Origin of the sequence: Pedobacter psychrotolerans, from assembly GCF_004340665.1 — a bacterium.
GTDB lineage: Bacteria > Bacteroidota > Bacteroidia > Sphingobacteriales > Sphingobacteriaceae > Pedobacter > Pedobacter psychrotolerans.
On the sequence record NZ_SLWO01000010.1, the window covers coordinates 75,124 to 93,106 of the forward strand.

18 protein-coding genes are annotated in these 17,983 nt (G+C 37.8%); 8 read left to right on the forward strand and 10 right to left on the reverse strand.

Annotated elements, in window-relative coordinates:
* Positions 1 to 120 precede the first annotated feature (120 nt).
* The gene (locus EV200_RS20435) at positions 121 to 1,377 is read left to right on the forward strand and encodes a DUF58 domain-containing protein (RefSeq protein ID WP_308424181.1); all 1,257 of its coding nucleotides are present in this window, start codon (positions 121 to 123) and stop codon (positions 1,375 to 1,377) included.
* Between the two features lie 279 nt (positions 1,378 to 1,656).
* Here the strand turns inward: EV200_RS20435 and EV200_RS20440 are convergent, their stop codons facing one another.
* From EV200_RS20440 to EV200_RS20455, 4 genes are all read right to left on the reverse strand, one after another.
* Positions 1,657 to 2,715: a nucleoid-associated protein gene (locus tag EV200_RS20440; RefSeq protein WP_132536091.1), complete on the reverse strand. Its 1,059-nt coding sequence runs from the start codon at positions 2,713 to 2,715 to the stop codon at positions 1,657 to 1,659.
* A 70-nt stretch (positions 2,716 to 2,785) separates the two neighbouring features.
* Positions 2,786 to 3,268, reverse strand: a complete 483-nt coding sequence (locus tag EV200_RS20445) for a MarR family winged helix-turn-helix transcriptional regulator (protein WP_132536093.1) — start codon at positions 3,266 to 3,268, stop codon at positions 2,786 to 2,788.
* Complete coding sequence (locus EV200_RS20450) at positions 3,268 to 3,771, reverse strand: GNAT family N-acetyltransferase (RefSeq protein ID WP_132536095.1); 504 nt, start codon at positions 3,769 to 3,771, stop codon at positions 3,268 to 3,270. Before EV200_RS20450 ends, EV200_RS20445 begins: the two co-directional genes overlap by 1 nt.
* 103 nt (positions 3,772 to 3,874) lie before the next feature.
* The gene (locus tag EV200_RS20455) at positions 3,875 to 4,447 is read right to left on the reverse strand and encodes a TlpA family protein disulfide reductase (RefSeq protein ID WP_132536097.1); all 573 of its coding nucleotides are present in this window, start codon (positions 4,445 to 4,447) and stop codon (positions 3,875 to 3,877) included.
* A 104-nt stretch (positions 4,448 to 4,551) separates the two neighbouring features.
* On the opposite strand from EV200_RS20455, the gene EV200_RS20460 reads away from it, so the two are divergent.
* Both EV200_RS20460 and EV200_RS20465 read left to right on the forward strand, forming a co-directional pair.
* Positions 4,552 to 4,884, forward strand: coding sequence for a hypothetical protein (locus tag EV200_RS20460; RefSeq protein WP_132536099.1), 333 nt, complete (start codon positions 4,552 to 4,554; stop codon positions 4,882 to 4,884).
* Between the two features lie 163 nt (positions 4,885 to 5,047).
* Positions 5,048 to 7,366, forward strand: coding sequence for a TonB-dependent receptor (locus EV200_RS20465; protein WP_132536101.1), 2,319 nt, complete (start codon positions 5,048 to 5,050; stop codon positions 7,364 to 7,366).
* A 178-nt stretch (positions 7,367 to 7,544) separates the two neighbouring features.
* Here the strand turns inward: EV200_RS20465 and namA are convergent, their stop codons facing one another.
* A complete protein-coding gene (namA, locus tag EV200_RS20470; RefSeq protein ID WP_132536103.1) occupies positions 7,545 to 8,627 on the reverse strand; it encodes an NADPH dehydrogenase NamA in 1,083 nt (360 codons plus the stop codon).
* 65 nt (positions 8,628 to 8,692) lie between these two features.
* Complete coding sequence (locus tag EV200_RS20475; protein WP_132536105.1) at positions 8,693 to 9,682, reverse strand: aldo/keto reductase; 990 nt, start codon at positions 9,680 to 9,682, stop codon at positions 8,693 to 8,695.
* A gap of 266 nt (positions 9,683 to 9,948) precedes the next feature.
* Here EV200_RS20475 and EV200_RS20480 point away from each other — a divergent pair, with 266 nt between their 5' ends.
* The 4 genes from EV200_RS20480 to EV200_RS20495 are packed head-to-tail and all read left to right on the forward strand — an operon-like array spanning position 9,949 to position 12,849.
* Entirely contained in the window at positions 9,949 to 10,776 is an 828-nt protein-coding gene (locus EV200_RS20480) for an ABC transporter ATP-binding protein (RefSeq protein WP_132536107.1), read from the forward strand.
* Positions 10,777 to 10,782: 6 nt separating this feature from the next.
* Positions 10,783 to 11,592, forward strand: a complete 810-nt coding sequence (locus EV200_RS20485; RefSeq protein ID WP_132536109.1) for a hypothetical protein — start codon at positions 10,783 to 10,785, stop codon at positions 11,590 to 11,592.
* A 17-nt stretch (positions 11,593 to 11,609) separates the two neighbouring features.
* Entirely contained in the window at positions 11,610 to 11,984 is a 375-nt protein-coding gene (locus tag EV200_RS20490) for a GntR family transcriptional regulator (protein WP_029282335.1), read from the forward strand.
* A gap of 4 nt (positions 11,985 to 11,988) precedes the next feature.
* A complete protein-coding gene (locus EV200_RS20495) occupies positions 11,989 to 12,849 on the forward strand; it encodes a hypothetical protein (RefSeq protein ID WP_132536111.1) in 861 nt (286 codons plus the stop codon).
* A gap of 512 nt (positions 12,850 to 13,361) precedes the next feature.
* On the opposite strand, the gene EV200_RS20500 is transcribed toward EV200_RS20495, so the two are convergent.
* The 3 genes from EV200_RS20500 to EV200_RS20510 form a co-directional block, all read right to left on the reverse strand.
* The gene (locus EV200_RS20500; protein WP_132536113.1) at positions 13,362 to 14,270 is read right to left on the reverse strand and encodes a DUF6263 family protein; all 909 of its coding nucleotides are present in this window, start codon (positions 14,268 to 14,270) and stop codon (positions 13,362 to 13,364) included.
* 13 nt (positions 14,271 to 14,283) lie between these two features.
* Positions 14,284 to 15,054, reverse strand: a complete 771-nt coding sequence (locus EV200_RS20505) for a M90 family metallopeptidase (protein WP_132536115.1) — start codon at positions 15,052 to 15,054, stop codon at positions 14,284 to 14,286.
* 61 nt (positions 15,055 to 15,115) lie between these two features.
* Positions 15,116 to 16,141, reverse strand: a complete 1,026-nt coding sequence (locus EV200_RS20510; RefSeq protein WP_132536117.1) for a Gfo/Idh/MocA family oxidoreductase — start codon at positions 16,139 to 16,141, stop codon at positions 15,116 to 15,118.
* 104 nt (positions 16,142 to 16,245) lie between these two features.
* Between EV200_RS20510 and EV200_RS20515 the strand changes: the two genes are divergently transcribed.
* On the forward strand, positions 16,246 to 16,590 hold the full coding sequence (locus EV200_RS20515; RefSeq protein WP_132536119.1) for a hypothetical protein: 345 nt from the start codon (positions 16,246 to 16,248) through the stop codon (positions 16,588 to 16,590).
* A 119-nt stretch (positions 16,591 to 16,709) separates the two neighbouring features.
* Here the strand turns inward: EV200_RS20515 and EV200_RS20520 are convergent, their stop codons facing one another.
* Positions 16,710 to 17,894 (reverse strand): class I SAM-dependent rRNA methyltransferase, encoded by a 1,185-nt coding sequence (locus EV200_RS20520; protein WP_132536121.1) that lies wholly within the window; start codon positions 17,892 to 17,894, stop codon positions 16,710 to 16,712.
* Positions 17,895 to 17,983: the final 89 nt, after the last annotated feature.

The following is a 17,983-nucleotide window of genomic DNA, read 5'->3' on the forward strand; positions in this document are numbered from 1 at the left end:
CGTTAAACAATCCATACAATAAAACACATTTTGAAAAAATTCTTTCAGCAATATTATACAAATCTTTATCTGACAGACCGCCTGTTTGCGGCTCTGGGATTTTGCGTTATACTTTTCTTGTTGAAGTTCTTTTTCTCCTGGCTCGGCGAAATTCCGGAAGTGGCATTAGGTGTGGTATTTATATTATGGTTTATAGATGTGTTTATTCAATATCGAAATAAGGAAGGGGTTGAGGCGAAAAGGATCACCTCAAAACGCTTAAGCAATGGCGATGAAAATCCCGTTCAGATTGAGGTTAAAAACAAGTATGGCTTTAAAATAAATCTTCGTGTAATAGATGAAATTCCCTTTCAGTTTCAATTGAGGGATAAAGACTTCAAGCTAAGTCTGCAACCGGGAGATGTTAAATCCATTCATTATAACTTACGGCCTACCAAACGTGGGGAATATGATTTTGGCTTTATCAGGATTTTCATTTCATCACCACTCGGTTTAATCAATCGACGGTATAACTTTGATGGCGCAAAAGTATTGCCTGTTTATCCATCCTTTATTAATTTGGGTAAATATGAATTGATGGCGGTGTCGCGCTACCTTACAGAATTTGGCATTAAAAAAATCAGAAAAGTAGGCCAAAGCAGCGAGTTCGATCAAATCAAAAACTACGTAGGTGGAGATGATATTCGCACCATCAACTGGAAAGCCACTGCCCGAAAAGGTGCGTTAATGGTGAACACTTATACCGATGAACGTGCGCAGAATATTTATTGCATTATTGATAAATCTCGTGTCATGCGCATGCCCTTCGAAGGCTTAAGCTTACTGGATTATGCCATCAACGCAAGCGTAGCATTATCCAAAGTAGCTATGCTCAAAGAAGATAAAGCGGGTTTAATTACCATATCCGAGACGATTGGAGCCATTGTTCCTGCCGACCGCAAGTCTTCTCAGTTAGGTACCATCATGAATGTTCTGTATAAGGAGAAAACCCGATATCTGGAAAGTAATCTCGAACTTTTGTACAGTTCAGTCAGGACCGTAGTAAAACAGCGTGGACTATTGGTATTTTTCACCAATTTTGAAAGTTTATCTGCCTTACACAGGCAACTCCCCTATTTAAAAAGAATGGCTAAATACCATTTACTTTTGGTGGTTTTCTTTGAAAATACCGAATTAAAAGCACTAAGTACCGAATCTGCAAAAGATATAGAGGGCATTTACCATCAAACCATTGCAGAAAAATTTATCTACGAGAAAAAGTTAATGGTGAAAGAACTGAGTAAACATGGGATACTTTCGGTACTAACAGCTCCGCAAAAACTGACGGTAAACGTGATTAATCAGTATCTGGCGCTGAAAGCACAACAGCGAATTTAGTTGAAAAAAGTGGTTAGTTGTTTAGATTGCCGCTCGAAGACTGACGAAGTTTTCCGTCACACAACCCCTCAAAACTTCGTAAGTCAGGCACTAACTTAATAATTTCCAACAACTTAAACGCTAGAGGTATGAGATTAAAGGGTTAGGTTAATCCTTGTGAAGCTTTTAGTCGATAGTCTATTTCTTCCAACTTACCACACTTCCTATTCCCTTATTTACAACACCAACTCATCTCCGCCCAAGACTCCGGACTGATGACTCCCGGCTAAAGACTCCAAACTACTCTTCTTCTCTAAAATACACCTTATAAAAGTTCATAGATTTATCATCATCGTAACCTTTTTCAATCATATCCTTATTGCCATGGATATAAATGTGGAAGTTCTTATCCAGTTTAAGTACACTTTTATAGGCCCTTGCTTGTTTCTTCACCGCTGATTCTGCAATCTCGAAATTATCCGCAATTGGAGATTCAAATTCCTCTTCGTAATTCTTTTTATAATTTTTGAAAGATTCAATTCCTTCCGCATTTCCAATCACTTCGTTTCCAAATTCCTCGATATCAAAAGTTTCCTTTTCTTTGAAATATTTCATCGAGCGGTTTAACAAATCTATTTTATCAGCCTTGCTGATTTCATAATCATCATCCAGCTTCTGTGTGACGAAGTTTTTATAAACACCCAGAACATTGTTGGTTTGGTTATAACTGTCGTTTCTGATTTTCAGCTTTAAAAACTCATCTTTCCAGTATACGGCAGATTCGTTGCTACTTTTAGATTGATCAAGAACCACCACTTTATAACCTTCCTCTTTTTCGGTATTGAAAATCAAGCAACCTTTATCCAGCTTATTGATGCTGATGGCATCTTGTTCATAGCTCATATTGAAGCCATCATCTTTCGGAAAAACTTTGAGGTAGGTGTCTTTAGTTTCTGATTTAAAAATTCCCAGTACATCCAATTGTTCACCTTCAATCTGCACTTTCTCAAAGTAGGCCACGTACAATTCTCCTGATTTTATTTTTGGGTGATTGGCGACATCATATAAATATTTGGCCAGTTGCTGAGAATCTTCATGAAAAAGTTCGGCGTTCTCAAAAATTTCATGGGCAAAATGATAAACTTCATTTAGATTTAAATTATCATTGGGATGGAAGAAGCGATAAACCTCATTTACCTTTTCAAATGGTTTAAGAAAGTATTGCATTAATAAGTTACCCAAAACCTCATCATCAATATGGAGCGGAGCATCAGATAATTTGTAATATTCTTCAACCAGTTTATTTCCGGTGTGGTGAATGGAAAGTTGTTTTAAGGAAGCTTCGAAAAATGAAATCATGGCGGCAAAAATAGTAAAATCATTGGTTAACCTTCTCCGTCACCCTATCATTCTTCCATTCCAAATTCAATTATTTTTTGATATAAACTTCTGCCCTTTGTAGAAAACTTTTTTCTTTCAGGCTTGCTTCCACTTCGTTTATGGCTTTCATTAAATTATTTTCTGTGTTGGTGATTTCTGCTGTGGCTTTAATAATCACTTCCCAAACAGGCTCCATGGTAGAAAGAAGTGTAGTTCCCTTTTCTGTAAGCTCAACCAAACGTTTACGGGTATCCACTTTATCTTTTTTAGACCGGATTAATTTTTCCTTCTCCAATTCCTTTAACAAGCTAATGGTTGAAGGATGTGCATAACCTATTTCATCAGAAAGAGAAACTACACTCATGGTCGATTTTTTATATAAGGTATATAACACCGGGAACCATTTTGGCTGAAAATTAATCCCGAAAGCTTTATAAATTAGCAAACCATCTTTACGGATCTGATCACTAAGTCGCTGCAAGCGCGTAGATATAGCCAATAAACCGGAGGCATCAATTACATTTTGTTTCATTAAACAGATTTTAGATCCAGGCTGTAAAAAACATTGTCAACAGCCATCCGAGGGAAGTAAACCGGTAAATCTGCCATTGCAATTTGTTTAAATCCGTTGCGTTCGTAAAAGCGACAGGCTGCTTGTAATATATCCTTTGTGCCTAAATATATTTCATTCAATTTGTTATCTTCACAATAAGCTAAAAGAGTTTTCAATAAAGCCTGTGCAACCCCTAATTCTTTTCCACGAAATTCCTTTTTAACAAACATTTTTCTGATGGTACCCGAATGATGGGCTGGGGCAGCAATTAAGGCGATGGTACCAATAAGCTCGCCATTAAATTTGGCTCCCCAAAAAGCGCCGCCAGAACCATCGTAATGTTTTTCGATATCCAACAAGTCGGGTTGCGCAGCTAAATCTATATTTACATTAAATTCTATTTGTTGGATGGGTAGAATTAACCCAATAATCGCTTCACAGAAATGATTATCTAATTGTTCAATTTTAAAGTCGTTTTGCATAATCAAATATTAAAACACAAATATATGTAGTTAACTACATATATTGCAAAAAATATTGCTCAGTATCAAAATTCCTGATAGCGCACGGTTCATGGTGATAAGGCTATTTTGTGCTTTTTAATTTATTTATGAAATCAACAAACTTTTGATCATTATAATTGGCAATTCCTTCATGCCTGAAAGATAATCTGCCTTGCCGATCAAAGATCACGGTTGTGGGCAAGGCACTTTCAAAAATCTGCTTCGGGATTTCACTGGCAAAGCCGTACAACGGTAGTCCATACTGACGATCTGCCATAAATTTAGCTGATTTTTTAAGGTCATCATCTGCATCTACAAAAATAAAAACCACGTTTTTATCATTTTTAAACTGGGCATACAATTTATGTAGTGAAGGCATTTCTGCTCGGCAAGGCGGACACCAGGTTGCCCAGAAATTTATAAATATGACCTTACCTTTTAAATCCCCCAGATCAATTACGTTGCCTTTAATATCTTTAAACTTAATCCCCTCCAGGTTAGAGGATGTTGAAATTGGATGTTCCAAGTCGGGTTTGTAAAATCCAATAGTCATTAAACCCCGAATAAAAAATGCTTTTGCATCAGGAACGAGAACAATCGCCAGCAACAGCGTCAAAAACAAAATATTTAAAATATTTTTCTTAATTAATTTCATCTCTACTTCTTCAAACCACTAAAAATGTTGATCATAATGGACATATAATCAATGTTACTTTCCAAAGATATTGTTTTGATCAATAATTTATTACTTTTGAGCCATTGAAAAAGCATCAGCAAAATATTAGAAAATATTTTTCAGCATTTATGCTGTTTACTTTTGCTATTGCCTTAACGCCATGGAGTGTTTTACATCATCATCAGGAAATTCCAATCCCTAAGAAAGAAGTAAACTGCCATCATCTTACCCATGTTCAAGCGCATGGCGACACTTGTTTAATTTGTAATGCCAGTTTTGAAAAGGATTATGTACAAACCCATCAGGTTTACCGCATTTTTCTTTCAGCAACCATTTTCAGTCAGAAAGAACCCGTGCTGAAAAGTTCATATACCAAATTACTCAGCACCAGCTTACGCGGCCCTCCATTGGCCTAATTTCTCGAAAGGTATTTGCCTTTTATTTCTATTCAATATTTGAGCAAAGCTTTCTAAGCTTTGAACTTACTATTTCTATTCTTTATTCATTAAAGTCGTTTTGAATTTGCCCTGATCAGACATTTCAGTGGATATTCATGATGTTTAATATAAAAACAAAACAATGAAAAAATTACAGCTTATCGGCTTAGTGATTCTATATACCATATTCAGCAGTACGGTTTTCGCTGCCACTTTAAAAGACATTACCGGAAAAGTAACCGATGCCAGCAACAATCAGGCGCTACCCGGTGCAACCATTTATATCCCCGATTTAAAAGTAACCGCCGTTACCAATACGGAAGGTGAATTCACCTTAAATAACCTGCCTGCAAAAGGAAGTTATTTAGTAGAAGTACATTTTATAGGTTACAAAACAGCTACTCAAGTAGTAAACTTTGCCGCACCATCTAATTTAACTTTCGCCTTGCAGCCTACAGCAATAGAAACCAAGGAGATTGTAATTACTGGTAGCATCATCAGCAGTACCAGTAAAAGAAACAGTGCATCATCGGCAGTATTAGATAAGGAACAATTATTGGAGCCATCTACTAACCTGATTGATGCCCTAACCAAAATCCCTGGGGTATCACAAATTACCACCGGGCCTTCTATTTCCAAACCAGTGATTAGAGGTTTAGGTTATAACCGCATCGTTACTTTAGATGATGGTATTAAACAGCAGGGACAGCAATGGGGAGATGAACACGGAATAGAAATCGATCAGTTTAAATCAGATCGGGTTGAGGTTTTACGTGGAGCAGCCTCATTAATGTATGGATCGGATGCATTGGGTGGTGTAATTAATTTGCTGGAACCAAGTACGGCACCAGAAGGCCAGGTAAAAGGCGAATTGATCAGCAACTACTCCACCAATAATGGCTTAACAGCCAACTCTTTGATGTTAACCGGAAATGAAAATGGTTTTGTCTGGAGAGCCCGTGGCACATACAAAAATGCTTATTCATTTAAAACACCAACCGGATACTTTCCAAATTCCGGATATAATGAAACGGATTTTAGTGGTATGGTTGGACTAAACAAAAGCTGGGGATATTCTCACTTGAATGTTTCAAACTTCCACAATAACATTGGTTTTTATGATCCGTTCCTGGATGCTAATGGAAATTTTGTAAAGGAAAATGGAGATCCGTTTTTAAATTCAGATTTCAAGAGCCGCAGCTTAGATTATCCACGTCAGGATATCAGACATTTTAAAATCGCCCTGAATAACAACTTTATTCTCGGTAACGGCAATTTAAAAGCAGATTTCGGTTACCAGCAAAATCAACGTCGCGAATTGGAAGACGGACCAAGTCCTTCTTTATTCTTCGACCTGAAAACTTACAATGCTGATTTAAAATATTATTTCCATGAAACCAATGGATGGCAGCCTGTTTTTGGTTTAAGTGCTGATGCCGGACATAGCCAGAATAAAGCAGATGACGAGTTTTTAATCCCTGATTACAACACTTATGGTTTAGGTGTATTTGCTTATGCAAAGAAAAACTGGGAAGACAATACGTTTAGCATTGGTGCCCGTTATGATTACCGTAAAAACAAAGGCAAAGAGTTATTTGTAGATGGAGAGCAGCAATTTGCAGCATTCCAGAATAAATTCTCGAATGTTAGTGGTGCTTTAGGTTTCACCCATCAGTTTAATGATGAATTGAACTTTAAAGCCAATGCAGGTACAGCATTCCGTGCGCCAAACCCGGCAGAACTGGCTTCAAACGGGGTACATGAAGGAACCTTTCGTTACGAAATTGGTAATCCTAACTTAAATCCTGAGCGCAGTTATCAGGTAGATGCAGCCCTGGAGTATGAAGGTAAAATCATCAGCGCAAGTGCCAGCGTGTACAACAACTATATCCGCAATTTTATTTATGCGTCCAATAATGGTGAAACCACCACAGCTGAAGGAAGAGAATATCCGGTTTATCGTTATGGCCAGGTGAATGCCAATTTATATGGCGCTGAAGCGAGCTTAACCATTCATCCGGTTCCGTTTATTCACTTCGAAAATACTTTTGGCTATGTTCATGCACACAATAATACCTTAGACAGACCTTTGGCTTTTATTCCTGCCGGAACATTGAGAAACGAACTTCGTTTTGAGCCTAAATTTAAAGGCACTAATGATGCTTACTTATCTGTTGGGATTAATTCTGCATTTAAACAGACACGTGTGGATGAAGTTTTTGAAACGCCAACCAGTGGCTATACTTTGTTAAACGCAGGTATTGGTGCAACTTTTAAATTAGGTAAACAACCAGTTAAGCTTTCTGTATCGGCTAATAACCTGCTGGATCAGAAATATTATGATGCTTTGAGCAGGTATAAACCAGGACGTTTAGATTCTGAAAACCCAAGTTTAGGTGTTTACAATACAGGAAGAAATATCACTTTCGGCTTTTATGTACCGTTTACCTTGGTGAAATAAATAATTTAACGACTAAAAAAGCCGCAGATTCACAGATTAAATTCGGTGAGTTTGCGGCTTTCTTTTTTATGTATACTCGCCATTGCTGAGGTACGAAGCAATCTATTTAGCAAGAGAGATTGCTTCTGTGGTTAAAGAAGCCACCTGGCAATCACGATTTCTTTGATTTAGATGAAACTTACTTTTTAAAAGTTTCCCTTTTGGCCCGCACATATTGATTCGGCCATTCCACATCATCACCCAGAATCTGGGCAGCATGAGTTGGAAAATAAGCATCACGAAGCGATTCTCTGGCAATGAAAATTAAATCAGCTTTGCCTTCCTGTAAAATTTCTTCTGCCTGATTGGCATCTACAATTACACCCACAGCACCGGTGTAAATGCCAATTTTATTTCTGATCTGATCAGCATAAGGTACTTGATAATTTGGTCCGGCAGGAATGACAGCATCCGGTACATTGCCACCGGAAGAGGTATCGATTAAATCTACACCCCGATCTTTAAGGACTGCAGATAACTGAACAGAGTCATTCTCATCCCAACCATTTTCGGTCCAGTCTGTTGCAGATATCCGAACAAATAAAGGCAAATTATCCGGCCATACAGATTGCACGGCTTCTACCACATCAATAACCAAACGAATCCGGTTTTCAAAGCTGCCACCATATATATCTGTCCGCTGATTACTTAACGGGCTCAAAAACTGATGCAACAGGTAACCATGTGCTGCATGAATTTCAACAACCTTGTATCCGGCATCAAGTGCACGTTTTGCAGCAGCACGAAAAGCAAAAACAATTTCCTGAATTTCAGGAATGCTTAATTCATGCGGTAGAGTTTGCTGATCAGGTTTAAACGGAATGGGAGAAGGTCCGACTGTTTTCCAGCTATTTTCTCCTTCAGAAAGTTGTTCTCCACCATTCCACGGCAAATCGCAACTCGCCTTCCGGCCGGCATGTGCCAACTGGATCCCGGCAATTGCACCATTTTCATGGATGAAAGAAACAATTTGCTTTAATTTTTCTACATGTTCATCCTTCCAGATACCTAAATCCGCGTGTGTAATTCTGCCTTCAGGAGTTACAGCTGAGGCTTCCTGAATAATCAGACCTGCACCACCTACAGCACGACTTCCCAAATGCACCAAATGCCAATCGTTGGCAAAACCATCAACTGCCGAATACTGGCACATAGGAGAAACAACAATTCTATTTTTTAAGGTTACATCCTTTAAAGTTAAAGGAGAAAATAATTTTGACATAACTAAGTTACATTTTGCCGCAAAGAACTGTAAATTTTCGCTTCAATTTCTTTGCGTTGATTAAGTTAAAAACCAGCGTTCTTCAATTCTGTATTGATCATCTCAATTTCATCCGCAGATAATTTCACGTTGATGGCTTCAGCATTTTGAACGGATTGTTTAGCATTTCTGGCACCTACCAATGCGATGGTTATCCCTGGGCGTTCTACCGTCCACCTTAAAACCAACTGAGAAAGCGAAGCATTTTTTTCATCGGCCAAAGGCTTAATTTTAGCTAAAAAGGCATTTGTCTTTTTAATATTCTCAGGTGTAAAAAATTTAACATCTTTCCGGTGGTCGCCTTCTTCAAACTGATACTCAGGTGTGATCTTTCCGGTAAGCAAACCACGTTCCATCGGACTATAAGCCAAAACAGATTTGTTCTTTTCAATGCAGTAAGGAACCGTTTCATCTTCTACCCCACGGTTAATCATGCTAAATGGAATCTGGTTGGATATAATTTCTAAAGTTTGATCGGCCTCTGCCAACTGTGCTGCATTATAATTGCAAACCCCTGCATAACGTACCTTTCCTTGCTCAATAAGTTTGCTTACTGCTTCAAAAGTCTCACTAATTGGTGTGGTAATATCCGGCCAATGGATCTGGTATAAATCAATATAATCAGTTCCCAGGCGTTTTAAAGATTGCTCGCATTCATATATTACACTTTCTTTACCAGCGTATTTATAAATATCAATGTCTTTACCATCGTTGTTCTTACTTTTAAAACCAAAATCACCTTTAGCTAAATCCCAGCGCATACCAAATTTGGTTACAATCTGAAGCTTGTCTCTGGAGATTCCTTTAATGGCATCGCCAACAATTTGTTCACTATCTCCTTGTCCATAAATTGGGGCAGTATCGATTGATGTTACACCTAAATCGTAAGAAGCCTTGATGGCATTTATTGCATCGTTCCGGTCTGTACTTCCCCACATCCAGCCACCAGCAGCCCATGCGCCGAAGGTTATTACTGAAAGTTCTAAATCTGAATTTCCTATTTTTCTATATTCCATTATCGTTTTTTTTATAGTTTGATCAATTGCGTAACTGTTCTATAATAGTTTGAAATCTCTGCTTAATAGAAAGCTTCTCTTGTATCTATTATTGATCAGACTACTCATAAAGATACAATCTCCACACCGATGATGTTTTAATATAAAAGGCAGTTAACCCACATTTTACAAACATGTTATAAAAAGTTGAGGGTGAAAAAATAAAAGATTTGGAGATATCAAAAATCAATCATACATTAGTGTACTATTTAACTAATACAGTAGACATGATAAAAGTTAACAATCTTCATTTTGGATATGGTAAGAACCAACCGTTATTCAAAAACATCAGTTTCCAGTTAGATGCTGGCCATATTTACGGTTTACTTGGGAAAAACGGTGCCGGCAAATCCAGTTTGCTTAAAAATCTGGCGGGTTTAGTTTATGCCCAGCAAGGCACGCTAGATGTATTTGGTTTCGACCCAGCTAAAAGGCAACCCGCCATGCTTGAGCAGATTTGCTTTATTCCGGAAGAGTTTTATCTGCCTGCCGTTAAAATTGATGCTTACGTTAAGGCCAATGCCCCATTCTATAAAAAATTCAACCATGACTATTTTACAAATCTGATTCAGGAATTTGATATTCCGGTGAGTCAGAAGCTCATTAACATGAGTTATGGACAAAAGAAAAAAGTAATCATTGCTTTTGCATTGGCCACACAAGCTAAACTGATCATTATGGATGAACCAACCAATGGCCTGGATATTCCTTCAAAAGCGCAGTTCAGGAAAATAATGGCTTCGGCTTTAACAGATGAATGCTGCATTATTATTTCCACGCACCAGGTAAGAGATTTAGATAACTTAATTGATAGCGTAATCATGCTTGATGAAAACGACATTGCTTTGCAAGCATCTGTAGATGAAATCACTGAAAAGCTAACCTTCAAGAAAGTTAAGGCAGTTGACGACTCTATTATTTATGCTGAGCCATCACTTTCCGGATATTATGCTGTGATGCCTAACTATCATCAAGAAGAAAGCAAACTGGATTTGGAACTCTTGTTTAATGCCATCCTAACCGAAAAAACAAAATTTAAACCTTATTTTAATTAAGCACTCATGAGTAACTTATTCAACTTAAACCGGTTCGGATTACTGGTAAAAAGGCAGTGGATGGATTTTGGCAAAATTTATCTGGGAACGGTGATTGTACTGGCCGGAATTATTTTTGCCTTCTATTCTTATTTTACCCCCTCTTCTACTGATCATAATATTTTTGATCACGAAGGCAATTTAGATATGCGTTTCAGATATGGCCTGTTTCTGATTTTGGGTTTTCTTTTTATCAGTATCACTTCCAGTACCTATTTTACAAATTTAGGTCAGAAATCAAGGGTGATGCACGAATTAATGATTCCGGCTTCGACCTTTGAAAAATTCATAGTCAGCATTTTCTATACCGTTATGGTAACGGTACTTGGCTATTTACTGGTTTTCTACTTGATTGATCTGGGATTTGTGAAATACCTCAATGCAAACCTGAATACATTTAAATCAGCTGAAACTCTTAAAACGCCGATAAAAGCAGTAGATTGCTTGTTTGATCAGGTGATTAGCGATAAAAAATACCTAAAATATTGCAGCGCTTTCTTTGCATTTCCATTCTTAATTACGAGCATTTTTCTTTTAGGTTCTATTTATTTTAACCGCTTTCATTACATTAAAACGGCCGTTTCTGTGATCATTTTCACCTACGCAGTTGGTTACCTTATTTATAAAACCTGTGATTTGCTTACCAGGAATATGACCCAGATTAATATTCATTTTAATGAAAAAAATGTGCTCCTCTGGATATTTTTGGTGAGCGCCACCATTACCGTGGCTTTATGGTTCATCACCTACATTCGCCTCAAAGAAAAAGAAGCTTAACATAAACAGGTATAGATATGGAATTTAGAGATAACAAGGCAATATACCTACAGATTGCGGATTATGTGTGTGAACATATTTTGCTGGAAAAATGGAAGGCCGAAGAAAAAATACCCTCAGTAAGGGAAATGGCAGTTGAACTGGAAGTAAACCCGAACACCATTATGCGTACATACGATTTACTTCAAACCAAAAACATTATTAGCAATAAAAGGGGGATAGGTTTTTTCGTTGCTGAAAAGGCTGTAGATCAGGTAAAAGATTTTAGAAAAACACATTTTATAGCCGATGAATTGCCCGTTTTATTCAGAAATATTTACTTGCTAAACATCAGCTTTGATGAGCTTCAACGTAAATATGAAAATTTTATTAAAGAGAATTTTAACGCCTAGAAATATGAAAACAAGTAATAAATTATTAATTGCTCTTGCAGCAATGCTGATTATTGTTCCTATTGTAGGGATTGCGATCTACATCAAAGCAAACTACATCCCAATTAGTGAAGCCGTTAAAAATAATCAGGGCTTAGAACGGTTTGACGCTAAAACACCCGCATTCGTATTACATAAAATCGATCAGGCTTTTAATCAAATAAATATCACTGGTTCAGACAAGGCCATTTTGAATATAACATTGGTAGAAAATCCAACATATGGATATAAAATTTCTGAGGATGGTGACCAATATTATAATGCCATTGTTGATGCTATGGGAAGTTTAAATATTTCCAGAAAAGCAGATGAGGATGATGATAAATATGCTTTAAACCTGGTCATTTTTGCGCCAAAATTTAATAGGCTTGCTGTTGTAAATGCGATGCAATTAGATCTTAATGCCAAAGCCAAACAGCTTGACCTCGATTTAAAGAATGTATACAGTGTCTCATTTGGTCAAAAAACTAAGATTTCACAATTAAATGTAAGCGGCCAACAGGTAAATAACTTCTCTCTAAGCCATAATGAAGTGGATGAATTGAAGCTCAACATGAAGGATATTGAGTTTAGAAGTACTTCTTCCTCATACAAATCACTGGCACTTATATTATCCGGAAAATCTGATATTAACATTTCAGGTGACGAAGTCGACGGGAATAAGTATTACATTGATAGTTTATTCATTACAGATAAAGGCAGTTCAACTATTGCTCTTGATAAAATTAAGGTTATTGAAGCAATGGGAAATTTTTCAGATTCAACGAAGATTGATGCGCCAGCCAGATACGTAAAACAGTTTTACATGAAGCGCCCGTTAAAATAAAAACTGCTAGTGATAAATCCTTAATTACTTGAAAGTTAGTGGTTAGCGTTGGAGCGAAGCAATCTATCGCAATTAGACTGACATAGTTTGCCACCACATTCTCCTTTGAAACTTCGTAAGTCGGTTAGTCTAACTTGCGAAGTCTCGAAGGCCAGTGCGCAGCAAGACTTCGCCAGTTTTCATGTGCAAGAATCGTCTTTCTGAACTTGGTTCAGGATCTAATCTAAATAGGTGCTGAACTAAATTCAGCATGACGGTTCGGTTAAAGAATACTTGCCCTGAATCGTCTTTATGAAGAGTCGTCCTCCTGAACTTGTTTCAGGATCTAATCTAGATAGGTGCTGAACTGGATTTACTGCGTAGCTTTCCGCTGCGCTACAGGTCAGCATGACGATTTAATTAAAAAGACCTTGTCAGATTTCTACAATAAAGATTGCTTCGTTGGCTGAAAAAGCCGCCTCGCAATGACGATTTTTCAATTAGGCTTTTGCGCCAAAGCCTAATTATAGGTTTTAAAAACCTGTAAGGCTTATTTGTTCTTTACCCACAATTTTATTAATTCCCTGCAATTCAAAATCAATATTCTGACCGCCTGTTTGCATCTTACCTGTTAATTCCATCCGCAAATGACTTTTAAGGATCAGTCCGGTTGTAATATCAAGCTCCGCATCTCCAATATTGGTTCCGGTTAAATCCGTATCGATTTTATTGCCCATGCTTTGAAAACTGCCTTTTGAAAGTAAGGTTCCATTTATTTTTAGAAACGCAATATTATCCTTTACTTCTGTAAGTGTATATTTCGTAATGGTTTCTACAGGCATGGTCAATTGCATTTTAGTATCCACTGTCCAGCTCTCGCCTATTTTAACAGGATGATCCGGATAAATTTTAAGAGAAGATTCCAAAGTGTGCTTCATGCCCTCAGCATTAAACTGCTGACTTAAACTGGCTTTTATATTAATCTTCATTAAAGAATCTGCCTTCATCCTTTCAACCATCGTGCTGACCATTTGCTCCACGCCAGTTACAGATTTTAAAGTGCCATTCGGCAACATCACCATGTTAAACGTAGCATCCTTTAATCCACGAAATGAGTTTTCCTTTGTAGTGTCAGCATCTTCAGAATCCATTTCCATCTGGTTTCCCATTCCTTTAGATTTCATGAAGATACGCTTATAAGTCACTTCGATATTTTTCTCCTGTCCATCACCATTTCGTATATCGAAGAGATATTCTGTGCCAATATTCTGGCTCAGGCTAGTTCTGTGCCCGGACATTTGCTGGTTAATCACCTGATCAGAAATTAACGTAAAATCGTATTTCTTTCCAATAGGGAAGTTTTGTTTCAATACATACTTTTTCTGAGCACCTGAAGTGAAGCCGAAAAGAATAAGCGCAAGAACCGGGAATATTTTGAACACCTTCATCTTAAAGTTAAACAGGTTGTTGAGCAAAAATTCTGCTCAATGCATGGTATAAATCCGGGTGCTTTTCTTTCAACAGCTCGGGTTTTTCGAAAAAATATTCTGAGACTACAGCGAAAAATTCTGCTTCATTGGTAATGGCGTATGGATTGATATCTGATTTATTATCTTCAATTCTTTCCATTTCCTCATGCATCATTTTGATCCAGGGCAAGGTATATTCATGCGCCATCAAATTTTCCGGAACACCATCAGTAGCACCATCAGATTTATCTAAAAGATGTACAAACTCATGAATGGCTGTATTTTCTTTTCCGGCACTTTTTGAAAAATCATGACGAAGCGCAGAACGTGATAAAATCATCTGTCCATTCATATAACCCGTTCCAACCATCCCCGCAATGTTTCGTTCGCCACCTTCAAACTGAAAATCTTTATTAAAAGTATCCGGATACAACAACACGCTGCTCAGGTTTTTATACTGCCAGTCCGTAAACCCGAAGATAGGAATAACGGCACTGGAAGCAATTAGCAATTCATCCAAGGTAGTCATGTCTAATCCAATGCCTTCAATTTTAACAGTACTAAAAAATTCTGCCACCTTTTGCTCAAACTTAAGTTTATCAGTCGAGTCCAGGTTATGGTAATAACCCACATAATCATCCAGAATCTTTCGGTCTGTATCCGTTAAAGGCTCAATAGCTGGTTTTTTTTTGCGCAAAATAAAATAAAGTGCAATTATAAAAATGGGGATTAAATAGGCAAAGGGTAACGAATTCATACGGGTGTTTTTTGGCCATTAAGCCATTGGTTAGATTTTAAATAATTTTGCCTGCTCCTGTTTAGCTTTCTAATATTTCTAGTTGGATTAATACTTGTTCTCGGCTAACCGGATAAGTTTTACCAGCAACTATTGCCTGATAAACGGCATCAAATAACGGCAGATAACTTCCAACCTCTGATGGAATAATTTCTTCAGTTTTATCACCATTTTCATCGATCGTAGTGAGTAAACCTTGTTTTCCATCAGGCTCAATACCATAACCAGCATCAGTTAGTTTTTGTCCGGCCAGCAATTGTTCTTCCTGTACATCAGCTCTTTCTTTAATGAAACTGCCATTTACACCGTGCAATACGAATGCAGCCTGCGGATTCACCACCAACATACTAGAAGTAACAAACACATGAACGCTATCCTTGTAATTAAGCTGTATGGTAAAAAAATCATCAACTGCTGTATCTTTTCTGTTTTTACCCAGCGTTTTAAAATAGCTTTCAGGTTTACCAAAAATGCTGATGACCTGATCAAGCAGGTGTGGTCCCAAATCGTAAAGCAATCCACTGGCTTCAATCGCTTGTTCTTTAAAAGCTTTTGGTCCGATTACATTCCTATAACGGTCATAACGCAGATGTATTTCATTCAGCTTACCCAGTTTACCACTGGCGAGCACTTTTTTAACAGCAGTAAAATCACTGTCCCAACGGCGATTCTGGTAAAAAAAGATTTGCTTTCCCACTTCATCTGCCAGTTCAAAGAGTTCTTTCGCCTGTGCAGAGGTTGCCGTGAATGGTTTTTCTACTAAAATATGCTTCCCTTTTTGAAGAGCCGCTTTCGAGTGTTCGTAATGAAGATTATTTGGTGTATTGATAACGACCAGTTCTATTTCTCCATCATTCAAAAGCTCATCGATACTGCTGTAACTTAAGATATTGGGATAATCTTTCACAGCATTTTTCTTAGTTCTCTCCACCACGGCTTTCAATTTAAATCCATCGTGTGCATTTAAAAATGGAGCGTGGAAAACCTTTCCCGACATGCCATAAGCAAGTAAACCTGCCGTTATGATTTGATTTGATTGTGTATCCATAGATTGTGATTGTACGTAAAAGTACAATTCTGTTTTAAAGTTTTGACTTAAACCGGCAACCTTTTCAGCCAGCGCATAAACCTTTTTACACTATCTTTGCAAACATGAAACCGTCAGAGATTAATGCGAAATGGAAAGTATTACAGGAGAAAATCTCCCAGGAGTTTGATTCCGATTTTCCTGATCTGAAAGTGATGCTCTTTCTAATTGGCGTGCAGGAGTTGGGTAAGGGGCCAAAAAAATACAGTAAGCGACAAAAGGAAGAACTGATGCACATTGCCACCTGCCGTTTACTCAGTGAAATGGGTTTTTATGAACTGGAAGGCTTAGATCAGGATGGCTGGCCGCACTGGAAATTAATCAAGGCCATTCCACCCTATACCATGCTGGAACAGGAAATGTTAATGAAATCTTTGGTGGTGAGTTATTTTGAGGATATTTATTCTTAAGATTGTTCCCGCAGATTACAGAGATTACGCAGATCTGGGTGGTGAAAAATTAACTTACGAAATTTCAAAAGCCTGTGCGCTGAAGAATTTCGCAAGTAGACTTAATAGATTATTTTTTACTAAAGCACCCTCAATAACAATCCCTTTAAATACTCCCCTTCTGGGAAAGAAATCCGTACCGGATGATCTTCAGGCTGGCAGAATTGTTTAATGATCTGCACTTCCTTACCTGCATCAAGCGCAGCCCAGGCAATAATTTGTTTAAAGGTTTCAATATCAACGGCACCCGAGCAAGAAAAAGTAGCGAGTAATCCCCCCTTTTCTAAAAGCAACATGCCCAAACGATTTAAATCTTTATACGCCCTTGCAGCACGATCTAAGGCAGAGCGAGAGGGTGCATATTTTGGTGGATCAAGTACAATCACATCAAACTTTTCTCCGGTATCCTTAAAAATACGCAACTGTTTATTTACATCAGATTGAATGGCATTAACCTTTGCCGAATCAAACTGATTTAAGGCTACATTCTGTTTCAATGTTTCTACCGCTAAACCAGAGCTATCTACAGTGGTAATGCTTGCAGCACCATGAGCTAAGCTATTTAAGCTGAAGCCGCCACTGTAGCTGAAACAATCCAACACTTTTTTACCTTTGGTATAACTGGCTAAAATACTCCGGTTATCACGCTGATCGCAATAAAAGCCAGATTTCTGACCTTCAGCAATATTGATATTGTAGGTAATTCCATTTTCTTTTACTTCTAATAATTCTGGTGGATTTTCGCCCCAAAGCAATCCATTTTCAATCGGCAAACCTTCGTGAGTTCTGGCAGTAGCGTCACTTTTATCAAAAATTCCTTTTGGTTGCAGAGCCGATCTTAAGATATCGACAATGATTGTTTTCACCTTTTCAATGCCAGAACTTAAAATTTGTAGAGAAAGGAAGTTGGCATATTGATCCACAATTAGGCCGGGTAGAAAATCAGCCTCGCTGAATACCAAACGGCAGGTATTGGTACCTTCATTCAAGATAAACTGACGGGAGGCAATGGCTTGGGTTAATCTGTTCTCATACCAGTTTTGATCAATGGTTTGGGTTTCATCCCACTCCAGTAAACGAACAGCCACACGAGAGTTGCTGTTGTAATAACCATAAGCCAGAAATTCGTTATCAAAGGCGAAAACTTTAACTACATCACCATCCTCAGGTTTACCTTTTACTTTCTCCAATGCTCCGGAAAATACCCATGGATGTCTTTGCAATGCCGCTTTCTCTTTTCCCTTTTTTAATACGATTTCTACCATTCGGCAAATGTAAGTATTAGTTTGGAGTTAGGCGAATAGCGTATGGCGTTTAACGATAGGCGGAAAGTGTATGGCAGTGGCTGAATAGC